The sequence below is a fragment of the Methylosinus sporium genome (assembly GCF_003113265.1).
In the GTDB taxonomy this organism is placed as follows: domain Bacteria; phylum Pseudomonadota; class Alphaproteobacteria; order Rhizobiales; family Beijerinckiaceae; genus Methylosinus; species Methylosinus sporium.
This window is the reverse complement of record NZ_PUIV01000037.1, coordinates 1-15614: the sequence shown is the minus strand read 5'-3', so window position 1 is coordinate 15614 and position 15614 is coordinate 1. Positions and strand designations below refer to the sequence as shown.

General features: G+C 64.8%; 24 protein-coding genes. 20 read left to right on the top strand and 4 right to left on the bottom strand.

Annotated features, from left to right (window positions below; genetic code table 11):
• The 15 genes from rplP (at nucleotide 1) to C5689_RS16475 (ending at nucleotide 7771) form a co-directional block, all read left to right on the top strand.
• Nucleotides 1–414, top strand: coding sequence for a 50S ribosomal protein L16 (rplP, locus tag C5689_RS16545; RefSeq protein WP_018266633.1), 414 nt, complete (start codon nucleotides 1–3; stop codon nucleotides 412–414).
• A gap of 11 nt (nucleotides 415–425) precedes the next feature.
• The gene (gene rpmC, locus C5689_RS16540) at nucleotides 426–641 is read left to right on the top strand and encodes a 50S ribosomal protein L29 (RefSeq protein ID WP_108918351.1); all 216 of its coding nucleotides are present in this window, start codon (nucleotides 426–428) and stop codon (nucleotides 639–641) included.
• Between the two features lie 10 nt (nucleotides 642–651).
• On the top strand, nucleotides 652–894 hold the full coding sequence (gene rpsQ, locus C5689_RS16535; protein WP_018266631.1) for a 30S ribosomal protein S17: 243 nt from the start codon (nucleotides 652–654) through the stop codon (nucleotides 892–894).
• An 87-nt stretch (nucleotides 895–981) separates the two neighbouring features.
• Nucleotides 982–1350 carry a 50S ribosomal protein L14 gene (gene rplN, locus C5689_RS16530; protein ID WP_018266630.1) on the top strand — a complete coding sequence of 123 codons (369 nt, stop codon included), beginning with the start codon at nucleotides 982–984 and terminating at the stop codon, nucleotides 1348–1350.
• Nucleotides 1350–1667: a 50S ribosomal protein L24 gene (rplX, locus tag C5689_RS16525; RefSeq protein WP_108918350.1), complete on the top strand. Its 318-nt coding sequence runs from the start codon at nucleotides 1350–1352 to the stop codon at nucleotides 1665–1667. Before rplN ends, rplX begins: the two co-directional genes overlap by 1 nt.
• A complete protein-coding gene (gene rplE / locus C5689_RS16520) occupies nucleotides 1660–2352 on the top strand; it encodes a 50S ribosomal protein L5 (RefSeq protein ID WP_108918349.1) in 693 nt (230 codons plus the stop codon). The genes rplX and rplE overlap by 8 nt, the downstream gene beginning before the upstream one ends.
• Nucleotides 2353–2391: 39 nt before the next feature.
• Nucleotides 2392–2697, top strand: coding sequence for a 30S ribosomal protein S14 (gene rpsN, locus C5689_RS16515; protein ID WP_018266627.1), 306 nt, complete (start codon nucleotides 2392–2394; stop codon nucleotides 2695–2697).
• Nucleotides 2698–2709: 12 nt separating this feature from the next.
• Nucleotides 2710–3108, top strand: a complete 399-nt coding sequence (gene rpsH / locus C5689_RS16510) for a 30S ribosomal protein S8 (protein WP_108918348.1) — start codon at nucleotides 2710–2712, stop codon at nucleotides 3106–3108.
• A gap of 35 nt (nucleotides 3109–3143) precedes the next feature.
• Nucleotides 3144–3677, top strand: coding sequence for a 50S ribosomal protein L6 (gene rplF, locus C5689_RS16505; RefSeq protein WP_024881002.1), 534 nt, complete (start codon nucleotides 3144–3146; stop codon nucleotides 3675–3677).
• An 11-nt stretch (nucleotides 3678–3688) separates the two neighbouring features.
• Complete coding sequence (rplR, locus tag C5689_RS16500) at nucleotides 3689–4051, top strand: 50S ribosomal protein L18 (RefSeq protein WP_108918347.1); 363 nt, start codon at nucleotides 3689–3691, stop codon at nucleotides 4049–4051.
• A gap of 222 nt (nucleotides 4052–4273) precedes the next feature.
• Entirely contained in the window at nucleotides 4274–4846 is a 573-nt protein-coding gene (rpsE, locus tag C5689_RS16495) for a 30S ribosomal protein S5 (RefSeq protein WP_018266623.1), read from the top strand.
• Between the two features lie 14 nt (nucleotides 4847–4860).
• Nucleotides 4861–5049 (top strand): 50S ribosomal protein L30, encoded by a 189-nt coding sequence (rpmD, locus tag C5689_RS16490; protein WP_108918346.1) that lies wholly within the window; start codon nucleotides 4861–4863, stop codon nucleotides 5047–5049.
• A gap of 14 nt (nucleotides 5050–5063) precedes the next feature.
• Complete coding sequence (gene rplO / locus C5689_RS16485) at nucleotides 5064–5546, top strand: 50S ribosomal protein L15 (RefSeq protein WP_108918364.1); 483 nt, start codon at nucleotides 5064–5066, stop codon at nucleotides 5544–5546.
• A gap of 312 nt (nucleotides 5547–5858) precedes the next feature.
• The gene (secY, locus tag C5689_RS16480; RefSeq protein ID WP_108918345.1) at nucleotides 5859–7193 is read left to right on the top strand and encodes a preprotein translocase subunit SecY; all 1335 of its coding nucleotides are present in this window, start codon (nucleotides 5859–5861) and stop codon (nucleotides 7191–7193) included.
• Nucleotides 7190–7771 (top strand): adenylate kinase, encoded by a 582-nt coding sequence (locus C5689_RS16475; RefSeq protein WP_108918344.1) that lies wholly within the window; start codon nucleotides 7190–7192, stop codon nucleotides 7769–7771. The genes secY and C5689_RS16475 overlap by 4 nt, the downstream gene beginning before the upstream one ends.
• A gap of 111 nt (nucleotides 7772–7882) precedes the next feature.
• On the opposite strand, the gene C5689_RS16470 is transcribed toward C5689_RS16475, so the two are convergent.
• On the bottom strand, nucleotides 7883–9112 hold the full coding sequence (locus C5689_RS16470; RefSeq protein ID WP_244594760.1) for a metallophosphoesterase family protein: 1230 nt from the start codon (nucleotides 9110–9112) through the stop codon (nucleotides 7883–7885).
• 190 nt (nucleotides 9113–9302) lie between these two features.
• Between C5689_RS16470 and C5689_RS16465 the strand changes: the two genes are divergently transcribed.
• Entirely contained in the window at nucleotides 9303–9593 is a 291-nt protein-coding gene (locus C5689_RS16465; protein ID WP_108918342.1) for a hypothetical protein, read from the top strand.
• 65 nt (nucleotides 9594–9658) lie between these two features.
• Here the strand turns inward: C5689_RS16465 and C5689_RS16460 are convergent, their stop codons facing one another.
• Both C5689_RS16460 and C5689_RS16455 read right to left on the bottom strand, forming a co-directional pair.
• Nucleotides 9659–10360: an acid phosphatase gene (locus C5689_RS16460; protein WP_108918341.1), complete on the bottom strand. Its 702-nt coding sequence runs from the start codon at nucleotides 10358–10360 to the stop codon at nucleotides 9659–9661.
• Between the two features lie 192 nt (nucleotides 10361–10552).
• Nucleotides 10553–11431: an AraC family transcriptional regulator gene (locus C5689_RS16455; protein WP_108918363.1), complete on the bottom strand. Its 879-nt coding sequence runs from the start codon at nucleotides 11429–11431 to the stop codon at nucleotides 10553–10555.
• 201 nt (nucleotides 11432–11632) lie between these two features.
• Between C5689_RS16455 and C5689_RS16450 the strand changes: the two genes are divergently transcribed.
• The gene (locus tag C5689_RS16450; RefSeq protein WP_108918340.1) at nucleotides 11633–12388 is read left to right on the top strand and encodes a haloacid dehalogenase type II; all 756 of its coding nucleotides are present in this window, start codon (nucleotides 11633–11635) and stop codon (nucleotides 12386–12388) included.
• Between the two features lie 3 nt (nucleotides 12389–12391).
• Here the strand turns inward: C5689_RS16450 and C5689_RS16445 are convergent, their stop codons facing one another.
• Nucleotides 12392–13360, bottom strand: coding sequence for a beta-ribofuranosylaminobenzene 5'-phosphate synthase family protein (locus tag C5689_RS16445; RefSeq protein ID WP_108918339.1), 969 nt, complete (start codon nucleotides 13358–13360; stop codon nucleotides 12392–12394).
• Between the two features lie 193 nt (nucleotides 13361–13553).
• Between C5689_RS16445 and C5689_RS16440 the strand changes: the two genes are divergently transcribed.
• The 3 genes from C5689_RS16440 to folK all read left to right on the top strand — a co-directional run bounded on the left by C5689_RS16440 (nucleotide 13554) and on the right by folK (nucleotide 15301).
• Entirely contained in the window at nucleotides 13554–13928 is a 375-nt protein-coding gene (locus C5689_RS16440) for a 4a-hydroxytetrahydrobiopterin dehydratase (RefSeq protein ID WP_108918338.1), read from the top strand.
• 93 nt (nucleotides 13929–14021) lie between these two features.
• The gene (folP, locus tag C5689_RS16435) at nucleotides 14022–14795 is read left to right on the top strand and encodes a dihydropteroate synthase (RefSeq protein WP_206605374.1); all 774 of its coding nucleotides are present in this window, start codon (nucleotides 14022–14024) and stop codon (nucleotides 14793–14795) included.
• Nucleotides 14792–15301 carry a 2-amino-4-hydroxy-6-hydroxymethyldihydropteridine diphosphokinase gene (gene folK / locus C5689_RS16430; protein WP_108918336.1) on the top strand — a complete coding sequence of 170 codons (510 nt, stop codon included), beginning with the start codon at nucleotides 14792–14794 and terminating at the stop codon, nucleotides 15299–15301. Before folP ends, folK begins: the two co-directional genes overlap by 4 nt.
• Nucleotides 15302–15614 lie beyond the last annotated feature (313 nt).

Below are 15614 nucleotides of genomic sequence, written 5' to 3'. Positions count from 1 at the left end.
ATGTTGCAACCCAAACGCACCAGGTTCCGCAAGGCCTTCAAAGGCCGCATTCACGGAAACGCCAAAGGCGGCTTTTCCCTGAATTTCGGGCAGTTCGGCCTCAAGGCTCTCGAGCCGGAGCGCATCACCGCGCGCCAGATCGAGGCGGCCCGCCGCGCCATGACGCGCCATATGAAGCGTGCCGGCCGCGTCTGGATCCGCATCTTCCCCGATGTGCCGGTCTCCAAAAAGCCGACCGAAGTGCGCATGGGTAAGGGCAAGGGCGCGCCGGAACTCTGGGCCGTGCGCGTCGCCCCGGGCCGTATCATGTTCGAGGTCGACGGCGTCTCCGGCGAGCTCGCGCGTGAGGCGCTGACCCTCGCCGCCGCGAAGCTGCCGATCAAGACGCGCTTCATCGAGCGCATCGCCGAGTGAGGATTGCGACCATGAGCACGAACAAGCAACGCGTCTCCGATCTTCGCGCGCTCTCTCTCGATCTGCTGGACGAGGAAGTGCTGAAGCTGAAGAAAGAGCAGTTCAATCTGCGCTTTCAGCGCGCGACGGGACAGCTCGAGAACACGGCGCGCGTGCGCGTCGTTCGCCGCGACATCGCCCGCGCCAAATCCATCGCCGCGCAGAAGCGCGCTGAACAACAGAGTTGAGAGAGCGCCAATGCCGAAGCGAATTCTTCAGGGCGTCGTCGTCAGCGACAAGCAGAACAAGACGGTGGTCGTGAAGGTGGAGCGCCGCTTCACCCATCCGCTGTTCAAGAAGACCGTTCGTCGCACGAAAAATTATCATGCGCATGACGAAGCGCAGACTTTCAAGGTCGGCGACGAGGTCACGATCGAGGAGACGGCTCCGATCTCGCGGCTGAAGCGCTGGCGAGTGGTCGAAGCCGCCGACAAGGCCTGAGGCCACAAGAGACGAGACGAGTGGAATGGTTTTCTCGGACGAAGTCGGGGAACCGAAACCAGACCGAGACGAAAGGCGGGTTGAGCCATGATACAGATGCAGACAAATCTCGATGTCGCCGATAATTCTGGCGCCCGCCGCGTCATGTGCATCAAGGTGCTGGGCGGCTCCAAGCGCAAATACGCCGGGGTCGGCGACATTATTGTCGTCTCGATCAAAGAGGCGATTCCGCGCGGTCGCGTGAAAAAGGGCGACGTGCTCAAGGCGGTCGTCGTGCGCACGGCCAAGGACATCAAGCGCGCCGACGGCTCGGTGATCCGCTTCGATTCCAACGCGGCGGTTCTGATCAACAATCAGAAGGAGCCGATCGGCACGCGCATCTTCGGACCCGTGCCGCGCGAGCTGCGCGCCAAGAACCATATGAAGATCATCTCGCTCGCGCCGGAGGTGCTGTAATGGCCGCAAAAATCAAGAAAGGCGACAAGGTCGTCGTTCTCACCGGCCGCGACAAGGGCCGCTCGGGTCAGGTGATCCAGGTGCTGCCGACCGAAGGTCGCGCCGTTGTCGAGGGCGTCAATCTCGTCAAGCGCCATCAACGCCAGACGCGCACGCAGGAAGCGGGCATCGTCACCAAGCCGGCGGCGCTCGACCTCTCCAACATCGCGATCGCCGATCCCAAGGACGGCAAGCCGACGCGCGTCGGTTTCAAGACTCTCGATGACGGCCGCAAGGTCCGCATCGCCAAGCGTTCCGGAGAACAGATCGATGGCTGAGGAAAAGAAGCCGAAAGCCGCCAAGGCTCCGAAGGCGGAAGGCGAGGCCAAGAAGGCCGGCAAGTCGAAATCCGCTCCCTCCGCGGCGTCGCATGACGGCGAGGGACGTTCCGCCGGACCGAAGACGCTTCCCGAGGGACCCTATGAGGTCCGGCTGAAAAAGCACTATGAGGAAGTGGTTCGCGCCAAGCTCATGGAAGAGTTCGGCTATAAGAACGCTTTCGAGGTGCCGGCGATCGAGAAGATCGTGCTGAACATGGGCGTCGGCGAGGCGGTCAACGACAGCAAGAAGGTGACGGCCGCGGCCGGCGACCTCGCGCTGATCGCCGGCCAGAAGCCGGTGGTGACGCGCGCCCGCAAGGCGATCTCGACCTTCAAGGTCCGCGAGAACATGCCGATCGGGGCCAAGGTCACGCTGCGCAAGACGCGCATGTATGAATTTCTGGACCGCCTGATCACGATCGCGCTGCCGCGCGTTCGCGATTTCCGCGGCCTCAACCCCAAGTCCTTCGACGGACGCGGCTCCTACGCCCTCGGCATCAAGGAGCATATCGTGTTTCCCGAGATCGACTATGACAAGGCCGAGTCGATCCTCGGCATGGACGTCATCGTCGTGACGACGGCGAAGACGGACGACGAGGCGCGCGCGCTCCTGCGCGCGTTCAATTTCCCGTTCCGGCAGTGAGACGATAAGTCTCAAACGCGGAAACCGAAGGCATAGAAAATGGCCAAGAAGAGTTCGATCGAGAACAACAAGCGCAGGGCGAAGCTCGCCAAGGCCTATGCCGGCCGCCGCGAGCGGCTGAAGGCGAAGGCGAATGACGAGGCGTTGACGGCGGAAGAGCGGTTCGAGGCGCGCCTCAAGCTCGCCGAGCTGCCGCGCAATTCCGCCGCGATTCGCATTCGCAATCGCTGCGAGGTTTCGGGACGTCCGCGCGCTTTCTATCGGAAGCTGAAACTGTCGCGCGTGGCGCTGCGTGAGCTCGGCTCGCGCGGCCTCATCCCCGGTCTCGTGAAGTCCAGCTGGTAAGGGAGAGAGCGAATGTCGATCAGCGATCCGTTGGGCGATCTGCTCACCCGTATCCGCAATGCGCAGATGCGCCGCAAGGACAAGGTTTCGACGCCGGGCTCGCGCCTGCGCGGCCATGTGCTCGACGTGCTGAAGGATGAAGGCTACATCCGCGGCTATACGACCACGGATTTCGGCAATGGCCGCACCGAGTTCGAGATCGAGCTGAAATATTTCGACGGCGAGCCGGTCATCAAGACGATCGAGCGCGTCTCGCGTCCGGGCCGCCGGGTCTATGCGGGCGTCGACAAGACGCCGCGCGTGGCCAATGGCCTCGGCATCACCATCGTGTCGACGCCCAAGGGCGTCATGGCCGATCACAAGGCCCGCGAGAACAATGTCGGCGGCGAGGTGCTTGCCAAGGTCTTCTGACCGAGGCTCGCAGGAATTGGGATAGGACTTCAACCATGTCTCGTATCGGCAAGAAGCCCGTCATCGTGCCGGCCGGCGTGACCGCGAAGGTCGACGGCCAGCTCGTTCAGGTGAAGGGCGCGAAGGGCGAGCTGCAGTTCCGGGTTCCCGACGATGTCGCGGTGACTCAGGACGGCAATTCGATCAAGGTCGACCCGCGCTCCAACAGCAAGCGCGCCCGGGCGCTGTGGGGCACGTCGCGCGCCCAGGTGAACAATCTCGTGGTCGGCGTCACCGCCGGCTTCGAGAAGAAGCTCGAGATCAACGGCGTCGGTTATCGCGCCGCGGTCGCCGGCAAGAATCTGCAGCTCGCGCTCGGCTATTCGCACGACGTGAACTATCCGATCCCGGCCGGCATAGCGATCGTGACGCCCAAGCCGACGGAGATCACCATCTCCGGCGTGGACAAGCGCCAGGTCGGTCAGGTCGCCGCCGAGATTCGTGCGTTGCGCGGCCCCGAGCCCTATAAGGGCAAGGGCGTGAAATACGCCGGCGAATTCATCTTCCGCAAGGAAGGCAAGAAGAAGTAAGGACGCGAGCCATGGCAAAGGACGTAAATGCAGCCGCCCGGCGCAAGGCCCGGGTCCGTCGGAGCATTCGCGCGCGCGCCTATGGCCGCCCGCGTCTGTCGGTGTTCCGCTCCTCGGAGCAGATCTATGCGCAGATCATCGACGACGAGAAGGGCGTGACCATCGTCTCCGCCTCGACGCTCGAGAAGGCCAATCGCGAGACGCTGAAGACGGGCGCCAACAAGGAAGCGGCGCATCTCGTCGGCAAGCAGATCGCGGAGCGCGCCGTCGCCCAGGGCATCACGGAAGTGGTGTTCGATCGCGGCGCCTATATCTATCACGGCCGCGTGCAGGCGCTGGCCGAGGGCGCCCGCGAGGGCGGCCTGCAGTTTTAAAACCCTTCTCCTGCTCTGCGGGAGAAGGTGTCGCCGCCATAGGGCGTTTGCAAGACGCCCGTCTTTCGGCGGCGACGGATGAGGGCCGTTGCGACTTGGTCGGAAAAAGGGCGCGGGCCCTCACCCGACCTCGCTTCGCGAGGCCACCCTCTCCCGCAGGCGGGAGAGGGAAAAGGACCCCAAGCGAGCGGCGATATTGCCGCGTAAGTGACGGAAGAGAAAATGGCTCGTGAACCTGAAGGCGGCCGCGGCCGCGACCGGGATCGGGACGATCGCGACAATGAGTTCGTGGATCGTCTGGTCCATATCAACCGCGTCGCCAAAGTGGTGAAGGGCGGTCGGCGTTTCGGCTTCGCCGCGCTCGTCGTCGTCGGCGATCAGAAAGGCCGCGTCGGCTATGGCCACGGCAAGGCGCGCGAAGTGCCGGAAGCGATCCGCAAGGCCACGGAAGCCGCCAAGCGCGCGCTGATCCGCGTCCCGCTGCGCGAAGGCCGCACTCTGCATCATGACGTCAACGGCCGCCATGGCGCGGGCCGCGTCGTGCTGCGGGCCGCGCCTCCCGGCACCGGCATCATCGCCGGCGGCCCGATGCGCGCCGTGTTCGAGACGCTCGGGGTTCACGACGTCGTGGCCAAGAGCCAGGGCTCGTCGAATCCCTACAACATGATCCGCGCGACGTTCGACGCGCTCGAGCGCGAGGATTCGCCGCGTTCGGTCGCGGCGCGCCGTTCTCTCAAGGTTTCCGCGCTTCAGGCGCGCCGTCAGGGCGCCGAGGCCGAAGCCGTCGACGCCTGAGGGGAGGGCTTGCGATGAGCGAGAAGAAGATTACCATCGAGCAGACCGGCAGCGCGACCGGCCGTCCGGATCGTCAGCGTAGGACGCTGACGGGCCTCGGCCTCACCCGCATCGGCCGTCGTCGCACGCTCGAGGACACGCCCGCCGTGCGCGGGATGATCGCGAAAGTCGCGCATCTCGTCAAAATCGTCGACGAGAAGTGAGGGCCGGGACAATGGTGAAGCTCAACGATCTCTCCGACAATCCCGGCGCCAGCAAGAACCGTATGCGCGTCGGCCGCGGCATCGGCTCCGGCAAGGGCAAGACCGCGGGTCGCGGCGTCAAGGGTCAAAAAGCCCGCACTGGCGTCGCTGTGAAAGGCTTCGAGGGCGGCCAGATGCCGCTGCATCGTCGTCTGCCGAAGCGCGGTTTCTACAACCCCTTCTCGACCGACTATAACGAGGTCAATCTCGGCCGCATTCAGCAGGCCGTGGAGGCCGGGAAGCTCGACGCCGCCACTCCGGTCACGCTCGAGGCGCTGATCGCCGCCGGCGTGATCTCCAAGCCGCGCGACGGCGTGAAGATCCTCGGCAATGGCAAGCTGGAGGCGAAGCTCGCCTTCGAGGTTGCGGCCGCTTCGAAATCGGCCTTGGCCGCGATCGAGGCCGTCGGCGGCTCGATCAAGCTGCTCGTCGTGGCGGAAGAGCCGGTCTCGGCCTGAGCCGACGCCCTGCGGCTGCGCGAAAAGCGAGCGATAAATCGAGGCGGCTCCTTTTGCCGCCTCGAAGTTAGTCGTATCGACCAAAAAACTGGCGATCCGCCCATCCGTCGTGATACGGAGTCGCCTGTGCGAGCCGGCGAAAAGAGGCTAGACTTTTTTTTCGCCGACATCGTGCGATAGACATGCGCCGGGTCCGGCCCCTTCGACAGGGCTTGGCCGAAAACGGAGCGCGGCGTCGCGGCGGGCAGCGCTGCGTCGCTTCGACGCTCGCTTAAAAGAAACCGCGCGGCGCGCGACGAGGGAGCCTCGCCCATGGCATCGGCAGCCGAACAGCTTGCGGCCAACGTCAATTTTTCCGCTTTCAGCAAGGCGGACGAGCTCAAGAAACGCATCTGGTTCACGCTCGGCGCGCTGATCGTCTATCGTCTCGGCACTTATGTGCCGTTGCCGGGCATCGACCCGGACGCCTTCGCCAAGAGCTTCTTCGGCCAGTCGAAGGGCGTGCTCGAGCTGTTCAACATGTTCGCCGGCGGCGCGGTTCAGCGCAGCGCGATCTTCGCGCTGAACATCATGCCCTATATCTCCGCCTCCATCATCATTCAGCTGCTCACGACGGTCATTCCCTCGCTCGAGCAGGTGAAGAAGGAGGGCGAGCAGGGCCGCAAGGTCCTCAATCAATATACGCGCTATCTCACCGTCATTCTGGCGACCTTCCAGGCCTATGGCATGGCCATCGGCCTCGAGGGGCAGCAGGGCGTCGTCACCGAGCCGGGGCTGTTCTTCCGCCTCACCACCGTCGTCACTCTGGTCGGCGGCACCATGTTCCTGATGTGGCTGGGCGAGCAGATCACCTCGCGCGGCATCGGCAACGGCTCCTCGCTGATCATCTTCGCGGGCATTGTCGCGGCCTTTCCGGCCGCGGTTCTGAGCACGCTCGAGCTCGGCAAGCAGGGCGCGATTTCGACCGGAATCATCCTCGGCGTGATAGCCATGTCCTTCTTCGTCATCGCCTTCATAGTCTACATGGAGCGAGCGCAGAGGCGATTGCTGATCACCTATCCGAAACGCCAGCACGGCAATCGCGTCTATGAAGGCCAGACCTCCTTCCTGCCGCTCAAGCTCAACACCGCCGGCGTCATTCCGCCGATCTTCGCCTCCTCGCTGCTGCTGCTGCCGACGACGATCGCGAATTTTTATCAGACGCAGGGCACGGACAATATTTTTGCGACCATCTCGGCCTATTTCGGGCACGGACGGCCGCTCTACATGCTGTCCTACGTCGGGCTGATCGTCTTCTTCGCCTTCTTTTACACGGCCATCGTCTTCAATCCGACGGAGACGGCGGACAATCTCAAGAAGCATGGCGGCTTCATCCCCGGCATTCGTCCCGGCGAGCGGACGTCGAAATTCATCGACGACGTGCTGATGCGCATCACCGTGCTCGGCGCCGCTTATCTCGCGGTGATCTGCCTGCTGCCGGAAATGCTGATCTCCTACGCCAATCTGCCCTTCTATTTCGGCGGCACCTCGCTGCTCATCGTGGTGAGCGTGACGATGGATACGGTGGCGCAGATCCACGGTCATCTCCAGGCTCATCAATATGAGGGCCTGATCCGTAAGACGAAGCTACGCGGGCGACGCAAATGAGGCTGGTTCTGCTCGGACCGCCGGGCGCGGGCAAGGGCACGCAATCGGCTCGGCTGGTCGCGAAATATGCGATCCCTCAGCTTTCGACCGGCGACATGCTGCGCGCCGCCGTCGAGGCCAGGACGCCGATCGGCCTCGAGGCCAAGGAGATCATGGATCGCGGCGCGCTGGTGCCCGACGCTGTCGTCGTCGGCATCATCGGTCAGCGCATCAAGGAGAAGGACGCCGCCAACGGCTTCATTCTCGATGGTTTCCCGCGCACAGTGGCGCAGGCGCAGGCCTTGGACGATCTGCTCATTCGCGAGGGGCTCAAGCTCGACGCGGTCATAGAGCTCAGCGTCGACGAGAATGCGCTGCTCGCGCGTATGCAGAACAGAGTCGACGAGACGCGAGCGCGTGGCGGCGACGTTCGCGCGGACGACAATCCGCAAGCGTTCAAGACTCGTCTGGACGCCTATCGCACGCAGACCGCGCCTGTATCGCATTATTACGCCGGCAAAGGCGAGCTGAAGCAGGTGGACGGCATGGCGCCGGTCGACGCCGTCAGCGTCGCGATCGAAGAGGCTCTGACGCGCTGAGCTCGGGCCTGTCCTTCGTATCTTCGTGGTCGCGGAAGCCGCGAAGACCAGAAGAACTCCTCTTTGGGAACTGCGTCGACGGCGGAGCGCCGCGACGCGGCCGACGTCGCGTCACTCGCAATCGAGCTTGCGCCCGCGCAAATGGCAGCGCAGCAGCGGCTCCGCATGGGCGTCGTAATTGGTGACGATCCATTCGCCATCCCCGCGCTCGAAGATCGCGAAGCCGAATTTGGCGGCGATCCCGCGGCCGTGCTCGACTGTCGCCTCGCCGATCGTCGCGCCATCGAAATTGGCGGGGATATGCGGGTCCATGGCGGTCCCGCCCACGCCGACGACGAATTGCGCCGGGCGATCGTCACGAAAGCCGATGGCCTCGAAGGCGTGCAGATGACCCGATAGAATGGCCTGAACGCTCGCCGGCAGCATGTCGTGAGCGGCGGCGGCCAGCGTCTCGTTGACGCCGAGAGTCTCGCCGAGCCGCGAGCGGAACAGCGAAAATATCGGCTTGTGAAACGCGTACCAGACAGGCCCGGGAACATTCTTCGCGACGGCGAGTTGCGTGCGCAGAAAGGCCGCCTGCTCGCCGACGACGGTTCGCTCCTCCGCCTCTGTCGTGTCGAGGATGAACAACGTCGGATCGTCGATATCGACGCGATAGGCCGGCTCGCGTTCGGCGCATTTTTCATCTTCCGCCGGCGGCAGCGGCGACAAGGCGCGGGTCCATCCTTTGCCGGCGCGCTTGCATATCTCGTGATTGCCCCGGACCATCGCCCAGGGGGCGGCGCGCAGCAGAGCGGCGCCGGGGTCGAAGAAATCGGCTTTCCACGTCTCCCAATTGTCGCCGTGCGGCGAGCCGGCGCAGCCCTTCATCCCCGGCGGACAGGCGCTTTCGCGATAGTGATAATCTCCGACATGGATGACGAGATCGGGCGCGAATTCGGCGGCCATATCCGCCGTGAGGCGAAAGGGCCAGGCGCGGATCGAATTGCAGTCCTGCAGAAATATGCTCTTGAGCCGGCAGCCGGTGTCGCCGAACACGAGGATCTTGTCCACCCGGGCCGGCGGCGGCGGCAATGGCGCCTCGTCTATGGCGACGCTTTTCGCGCCTTTCGGCACATCCACCGCGCAAATGACGATGGGGAAACCTTCGCCCGGTCGGGCGCGCGGCGTCATTGCGACAGGGCGTCCGTCGATTTCTGCGCTCGGACAGGCGTCGGTCTGCGTGATGGCGCGGGCCTGCCAGCCGCGGGTCGTCGCTTGCAGCCAGCGGTAGGAATCGCCGGCGCGCGCTGGCTCGACCCATGACAAAAAGGCGAGCGCGAGGCCGGGCATGACCAGCATTTTTGTAGCTAGTCCGCGAGCCGCGACGAAAATGTGGGATTTATAGGGATTTGCGTCGATAGAGGTCATCTTTTCGCCGGCTTCGGAAAGTTGTCTCGGGCTCGGCTGCTGCGAATCGTACGTCGTGTTTTGACGAATTCGCCGCGGGCCGGGCGCCTCGCATGGGCTCACACGGGGGAAGGGACACTCCATGAAGAAGATTTTGGTTCTGGCGGTGGCGTTGGCCATGGCCGCGCCGCTCGCCGGCTGCAATACGCCCGGCGAACGCGCCGCGGGCGGCGCCCTCATCGGAGGCGCGGGCGGAGCGGCGATCGGCGCCGCGGCCTCCGGCGGCCGCGCGGGCGGCACGCTGGCAGGGGCGGCGATCGGCGCGGCGACCGGCGCCGTCGTCGGCGCGGCGACCGCCCCGCCGCAGCGATGCGCCCGCTGGGGCTGGGATTACTACGGCAATCGCGTCTGCGTCGCCTATTACAATTACTGAATGAGAAAGGACGCGGAGCCACGCGCTTCGCGTCCGTTGTTTTTGCACGATCGCGTGCGGCCGCGTCAATGCGCCGCCGCGAGGCCGAGCGCGCCGCGGAGCTCGGCGCGAGCCGCCGCCACCTCTTTTTGATAGCTCGGATCGAGCTCCATGATCGCGTGGACGGCATAGGCGACGAGCCGCGCCGCCGCCACATCGCTCGGGAAATGCACGCCGCAGACGAGACGGTTATGGCCGTAAGCCTCCGCCCGGGCGAGAATTTCGTCGCGTCGCTCGGGGGCGATGTCGATCAGCGCCAGACCCATCAGATAGCCGACGGTCGTGTGGCCGCTCGGATAGGAATCGTCCTTCGTCTTGGTCTTGCAGACCGGATGCAGCGTCTTGTCGACATTATAGGGCCGGATGCGGTGGAACGCCTCCTTGGCGGCGCCCGTATTGGCCGATTCGTCCGCCTTCAGCCGCGCGCCCAGCGCCGCCACCGCCGGCAAATTCTCCTTGGTGAATTTTTCGCCGAAGACCGTCTTGAACAGGAAGATCGTCTGGTTCTCGTCATCGGCCTGGGCGCTCGCGACCTGTTCGGCCGTTCGCACGCTTTCGATGCGATGCAATTCGGCGAGCTCGGCGTCGCTCGTCGCGGAATGCGGCGCGGGCGGCGTGGGGAGTATCGCGAGCGGATGGCTCTGTTCCGGCGTGACAAAGCCCTCACGCGCGGCGGCTGGCGCGCAGAGCAGAGCGAGAATGATGATCGTCGCGGCTGTTGTCTTCATTCGAGCGGGTTCCGGCGGCCGTCATTGTATGTCGTGCGCGCTCCCCGGGCCGCCCGGCCGCGCGCTCGGATCGGAGCTTTCTAGCCGAGATTCCGTTGCGGCGCGATGACGGCGTGCGGCTTTCCGTCGAGCGGCGGGGCATTTCCAGGCGAGCCTCGCCATGGCGGTCGTCGGCATCGGCCGGACGCGACGTCAGATGATCGGCAGGAACAGATCGGTGATCGTCTCATGCTCCGGCGCATCGGGATAAAAGCCGATCCGCTGGCAGAATAGCGGGAAATCGCGTGGCTCTTCTCCACTTGCCGGCAGCCAGTCGCGATAGAGGAAGAGCGCCGGCTGTTCCAAATTCTCGCTGGAGCCGATGACGCGCAGAACGGCGCAACGTCCGCCCGGCAGCAGCCCGGCGGTCACGCCGAGAGCATTGGCCTCTATCGGGCGATTTGTGGCGGCGCAGAGGTCGAGACGAAACTCTTCCGGCGGCGTTGTGCGCGGGTCGCAGGGAAAGATCGTGAATGTCGCGGCGATCTCGCGGCCGAGCCCCGCGGCTCTGCGCCAGTCGATGAAGCGCCGCACCGTCTCATAGACTCGGGCCGGATCGCCTCTATGGGTCAGAATGGCGACGGGGGTCGCCGGAAACTCTCTCACGGTCACATCGTTCGACGAATAGGTCATCTTCGCGCTCCTGACTCGGTCCAGCGGCTCCAAGGCCGCGAGCCACGACTCCCAATCGGGAGATTTGCGGAAGGCCGAAGGCGCCTGCCCGACGCACTCCCGAAAGGCGCGGGCGAAAGCGTCCGGCGCCTCATAGCCGGCGTCGAGCGCGATCTCTGTCACATTGGCGTCGTGGCGAAAGGCCAGCCGATAGGAGGCGCGCTTCATCCGCGCCAATTGGACATAGCGATGCGCCGAGACGCCGAAAGTCGCGGCGAACTGCCGGTGGAAATGATGTTTCGAGAAAGCCGCAACGCCGCTGAGAATGTCGAGGCTCAGATTTTCGTCGAGATGCCGATCGATATGATCCAGCACGCGCCGCATCCGGGCCTGATAATTCTCGAGCGCCATCTTCGTCATCGTTTCCTCCGTGGCGCTCTCTTCTAGGAGCGCGCCGCGCCGGCGCGCTCGACCGATCTTGCTGTCTCGCGAGCAATTTTTTCTCGAGGATGAAACGTGAGACGCGCGGTCATCGAATGTCATGCTGCGGCGTAGGGCGTTCTTCCACGAGCGGGAGACGGGCGGGTCCGCGCCCGAGCGCCGATTTGCGGAGAACAGGTCATGAAGTTCGTCAAAATCGCTCTGCTCTTTCTCGTCTTCGCGGCCTCCTCAGGGCTCGCACGCGCCGAGCCCCCGACGGCGCCGCGCTATAAAGCGGTCGCTTTCGATTTTTTCGTGCTCTTCGACGCCAATTCGGTCGTTCCGGCGGTCGAGGCCGCCTATCCGGGCAAAGGCGCGGAATTCACGAAGCTCTGGCGCGCCAAGCAGTTCGAATATTGCTTCCTGCGCTCGCTCACCGGCCGCCACGCGGATTTCTTCGAGGTGACGGGCGATGCGCTCGCTTTTGCGGCGCAGGCGATGAAGCTCGATCTTCCGCCGGAAAAGCGCGAGCGCCTCATGACCGCCTATCTGACGCTCGCCCCCTGGCCGGATACGCTGGACGCGCTGCGCCGGCTGAAAGCCGCGGGCGTGCGCATCGTCACCCTGGCGAATTTCAGCGGCAGAATGTTGCAGGCCAATGCGGAGCGCGCCGGCCTCGCCGGCTATTTCGAGGAATTGCTGAGCACGGAGGTCAATAAGACCTTCAAGCCCGATCCTGCGGCCTATGCGCTGGGCCCGCAGCGGCTGAAGCTCGCCAAGGAGGAGATTCTCTTCGCCGCTTTCGGCGGCTGGGACGCCTATGGGGCCAAGGCCTTCGGCTATCCGACCATTTGGGTGAACCGCTTCGGCCTGCCGGCGGAAAAGCTCGGCGTCACGCCGGATGCGGTCGCGCCGGATATGAAAGGGCTGCTGGAGCTGGTTCTGGGCCGTTCGTGAGGCTCAGGCGATCTTTGCATAGACCGCGTCTATGCGCGCGCCCCGATCGGCGCCGGCGACGACGGCGAGCGTCAAGCCGCTCGCCTCGGCCTCGGCGCGCGCCAGAGCCTCCAGCCGGCGCGCCTCGGCCTCATTGGGCACGAAGGCGAAGCCGGTCGGTCCCCAGGACGTCTGGCCGAGGCCGGCCGCGCCGGCGTCCGCCAGCCGCGCCAGCAGCCTCTCGACTGCGGCGCTGGTGAAGCGCCGCCCACCCTGCGCCGGCGCGAAATAATCCCCGACGATCGCCTGAATCGCGGCGATGGCCGCGCCGAAAGCGGCGAAATTTCTTTCCGCCACTGCGGGCAGCGCCTGCATCAGCACCAGACGGCACAATCGCCCGGCGTTCTCCTCCGACAGCGGCGGCAGCTCTGCGAAGGCTTTGCGTTCCTCGACGCCATGCAAGCCGATCGAGCCCGGGTCGGAGACGAGCAGAATGCGCCACTCCTCGGGAAAGGCGAGGCGGGAGACGATCGGCGGAGTCGTCGTCTCGGCGCCGCGGCCGCCATCGACCACGAGACCGCCGCGCGTGAACAGCCCCGCCCCGAGGCCGGAGCGGGCGCCGCGCTGCAAAAGGGCGGCGTCGGCCTCAACCTCCTGCGGCAGATCTTCGATTCGGCGCAGCGCCGCGGCGACGGCGAGCGCGAGCTGCGTGCCGGAGCCGAGACCCGAATGGGGAGGAATCGCCCGCTCGATCGCCAGACGATAGCGCTTGCCGGGCGCGAGTGCGGCGCCCGCCTTCTCGAGCAGAGCGAGGGCGCGTTCGGCGTCCGGACCGAAAGCCTCCATCTTTTCCGCGGGCCGCAGCGTCAGCCGCGTCGCCGGCGCGTCTATGGAGAGGCCGAGCCCGCCGAATTTGCGGCCGAGCGCGCCATTCATGTCCAGGAAGCCGAGATGCAATCTCGCCGCGGCGACGACGCTCACGCTGATCGGCATGGAGCCTCATTTTCGGACTTTACGCGGAATATCCGCTATATCTCGCTTCCCGGCGCGGTTTCACGCCGGCGTCGACGGGGCTCGCGCATATTCGTCTAGGCCGAGTAAGGCGCCGCGCGCGCGAAGGCAAGAGCCCGTCTGAAGGGGAGCCCGTTTGGAGAACTCCTCCGGGCGATCGAGAGAGGGGGATGTCATGGCCGCCGAGGAGCGCAGCTATTCGCAAGAAGAGATCACCGCCAGGCTCGCCGCCGAGCTGCCGCATTGGCGGTTCGAGAACGGCTGGATTCGCCGCAAATACAAGACTCATGGCTGGAAAGGCACGCTGATGGTCGTCAATACGGTCGGCCATCTCGCCGAGGCCGCCTGGCACCATCCCGATATCGCCGCTTCCTACGCCTGGGTCGAAGTGAAGCTGATGACCCATACGGCCAAGGGCGTGACCGATAAGGATTTCGCGCTCGCCCGCAAGATCGAGGAGGTCGTCTGCTGGCGTCCGGGCGAAGAGGGCGGCGCGCTCGAGGGAACGCCCGAGACCGACCAGCGCTTCGCCTATATCAAATACGACTGATCGAGACACGATCTACTGGAGACGAGAGTGACGACGACGATAGAATCGTCGCGCGAGCAGTTGTTTTCGCTCGTCGCGGCGCGGCCGGTCATCATGGGCATCGTCAATGTGACGCCCGATTCCTTTTCCGACGGCGGCCGCTTCTTTTCGCCCGAGGCGGCGCTGGCGCAGGCCAAGAAGCTCGCCGAAGACGGCGCCGATATCGTCGATGTCGGGGCCGAATCGACGCGGCCGGGCCATACGCCGCTGACGGCGGAGGAGGAGTGGGCGCGGCTCGAGCCGCTGTTGCGGGCCCTCGTGTCGCAATGCGGCGTTCCCGTCTCGATCGATACTTATAAGGCGCAGACGGCGCGCCGCGCGCTCGCGGCCGGCGTCACGATCGTGAACGATATCTGGGGTTTGCAGCGCGATCCCGATATGGCCCCGGCGATCGCCGAGGCCGGCGCGGGCGTCGTCGCCATGCATAATCGCGCCGAGGTCGCGCCACAGATCGACATCGTCGCCGACATGCTCGGCTTTTTCGAGCGGTCGCTGGAGATCGCCGCCGCGGCGGGCGTGCCCGAATCCCGCGTGATTCTCGACCCCGGCGTCGGCTTCGGCAAGACGCGGGAGCAGGATTTCGAGGCTCTGCGCGCGGTTCCGCAACTCATGCGATTCGGGCGGCCGGTGCTGATCGGCGTGTCGCGGAAGCGCCTCTTCGGCGCGCTGCTCGGCGCCGAGGTCGATGCGCGCCTCATCGCCACAGTGGCGGCCAATCTCATCGCGGCGATGAATGGCGCGCGGATTTTCCGTGTCCATGACGCCGCCGAGCACAGAGCGGCCTTCGCCGTGCTCGACACTCTGACACAGGGAAAAGGACGCCTATGACGACGGTCGAGACGAGAGTCGGCTTTGGTTTGGGCAGCAATCTCGGCGACCGGCCGCCCAATATAAGGCGGGCGATCGCATTGATCGGGGAGCGCGGAATCGCTCGTCTCGACGCCGTCTCCCGCCTCTATCGAACGCCGCCCTGGGGAGATGTCGATCAGGGCGATTTCGCCAACGCCTGCGCGCTCGGCTGGACCAGCCTGTCGCCCTATGAGCTTCTGGCCGCGGTCAAGACCATAGAGGCCGATATGGGCCGCACGCCGACGCGGCGTTGGGGGCCGCGGCTCATCGATGTCGACATTCTGTTTTTCGGCGATCACACAATGGACGATCCGGAACTCACCTTGCCGCATAAGGAGCTGTTCGCGCGGGCGTTCGTGCTGAAGCCGCTGGCCGAGATCGGCGGCGATCTGACGCTCGACGGCGTGTCGGTGGCGCAGGCCGCCGCCGAGGTCGTCGCGGATGGGATCGGAATCTGGGAGGAAAAGTCCACCAACCCCCGATGAGCTATGACGCCACAGTCCGAAGAGGCGGTGATATGGTCCATATGGGTGGGGGTCGATAACAGGATCGAAAATATCACATAAGCTACTGATAAAAAATAATATATAGATTCATAGAAAATTTCTATCAATGCGCTTATGGGTAGGTATATGGCTCACTTATCCGGGGCCGCGCCTGCCCTAAAAACTTTTTGTGACCATTCAATAGACTGACATAACCCACCCTATTGGATATTGTCATTAGGCAGCGGAACGGAAATGGTTGCGGCTCGCCGAACGAGGGCGTTTCGGATTGCTTGCGCTGGGAGGCGGGGCT

Bases quoted from the DNA above. Each gene is read 5' to 3' on its own strand.
- rplP (WP_018266633.1), top strand. From the start codon at position 1: ATGTTGCAACCCAAACGCACCAGGTTCCGCAAGGCCTTCAAAGGCCGC.
- rplE (WP_108918349.1), top strand. From the start codon at position 1,660: ATGGCTGAGGAAAAGAAGCCGAAAGCCGCCAAGGCTCCGAAGGCGGAA.
- rpsE (WP_018266623.1), top strand. From the start codon at position 4,274: ATGGCTCGTGAACCTGAAGGCGGCCGCGGCCGCGACCGGGATCGGGAC.
- rpsQ (WP_018266631.1), top strand. From the start codon at position 652: ATGCCGAAGCGAATTCTTCAGGGCGTCGTCGTCAGCGACAAGCAGAAC.
- rplF (WP_024881002.1), top strand. From the start codon at position 3,144: ATGTCTCGTATCGGCAAGAAGCCCGTCATCGTGCCGGCCGGCGTGACC.
- rpsH (WP_108918348.1), top strand. From the start codon at position 2,710: ATGTCGATCAGCGATCCGTTGGGCGATCTGCTCACCCGTATCCGCAAT.
- C5689_RS16445 (WP_108918339.1), bottom strand. From the start codon at position 13,360: ATGCCGATCAGCGTGAGCGTCGTCGCCGCGGCGAGATTGCATCTCGGC.
- rplN (WP_018266630.1), top strand. From the start codon at position 982: ATGATACAGATGCAGACAAATCTCGATGTCGCCGATAATTCTGGCGCC.
- C5689_RS16460 (WP_108918341.1), bottom strand. From the start codon at position 10,360: ATGAAGACAACAGCCGCGACGATCATCATTCTCGCTCTGCTCTGCGCG.
- rpsN (WP_018266627.1), top strand. From the start codon at position 2,392: ATGGCCAAGAAGAGTTCGATCGAGAACAACAAGCGCAGGGCGAAGCTC.
- C5689_RS16440 (WP_108918338.1), top strand. From the start codon at position 13,554: ATGGCCGCCGAGGAGCGCAGCTATTCGCAAGAAGAGATCACCGCCAGG.
- rplR (WP_108918347.1), top strand. From the start codon at position 3,689: ATGGCAAAGGACGTAAATGCAGCCGCCCGGCGCAAGGCCCGGGTCCGT.
- C5689_RS16470 (WP_244594760.1), bottom strand. From the start codon at position 9,112: ATGCTGGTCATGCCCGGCCTCGCGCTCGCCTTTTTGTCATGGGTCGAG.
- rpmC (WP_108918351.1), top strand. From the start codon at position 426: ATGAGCACGAACAAGCAACGCGTCTCCGATCTTCGCGCGCTCTCTCTC.
- secY (WP_108918345.1), top strand. From the start codon at position 5,859: ATGGCATCGGCAGCCGAACAGCTTGCGGCCAACGTCAATTTTTCCGCT.
- rplX (WP_108918350.1), top strand. From the start codon at position 1,350: ATGGCCGCAAAAATCAAGAAAGGCGACAAGGTCGTCGTTCTCACCGGC.
- folK (WP_108918336.1), top strand. From the start codon at position 14,792: ATGACGACGGTCGAGACGAGAGTCGGCTTTGGTTTGGGCAGCAATCTC.
- C5689_RS16475 (WP_108918344.1), top strand. From the start codon at position 7,190: ATGAGGCTGGTTCTGCTCGGACCGCCGGGCGCGGGCAAGGGCACGCAA.
- rpmD (WP_108918346.1), top strand. From the start codon at position 4,861: ATGAGCGAGAAGAAGATTACCATCGAGCAGACCGGCAGCGCGACCGGC.
- C5689_RS16455 (WP_108918363.1), bottom strand. From the start codon at position 11,431: ATGACGAAGATGGCGCTCGAGAATTATCAGGCCCGGATGCGGCGCGTG.
- folP (WP_206605374.1), top strand. From the start codon at position 14,022: ATGGGCATCGTCAATGTGACGCCCGATTCCTTTTCCGACGGCGGCCGC.
- C5689_RS16450 (WP_108918340.1), top strand. From the start codon at position 11,633: ATGAAGTTCGTCAAAATCGCTCTGCTCTTTCTCGTCTTCGCGGCCTCC.
- C5689_RS16465 (WP_108918342.1), top strand. From the start codon at position 9,303: ATGAAGAAGATTTTGGTTCTGGCGGTGGCGTTGGCCATGGCCGCGCCG.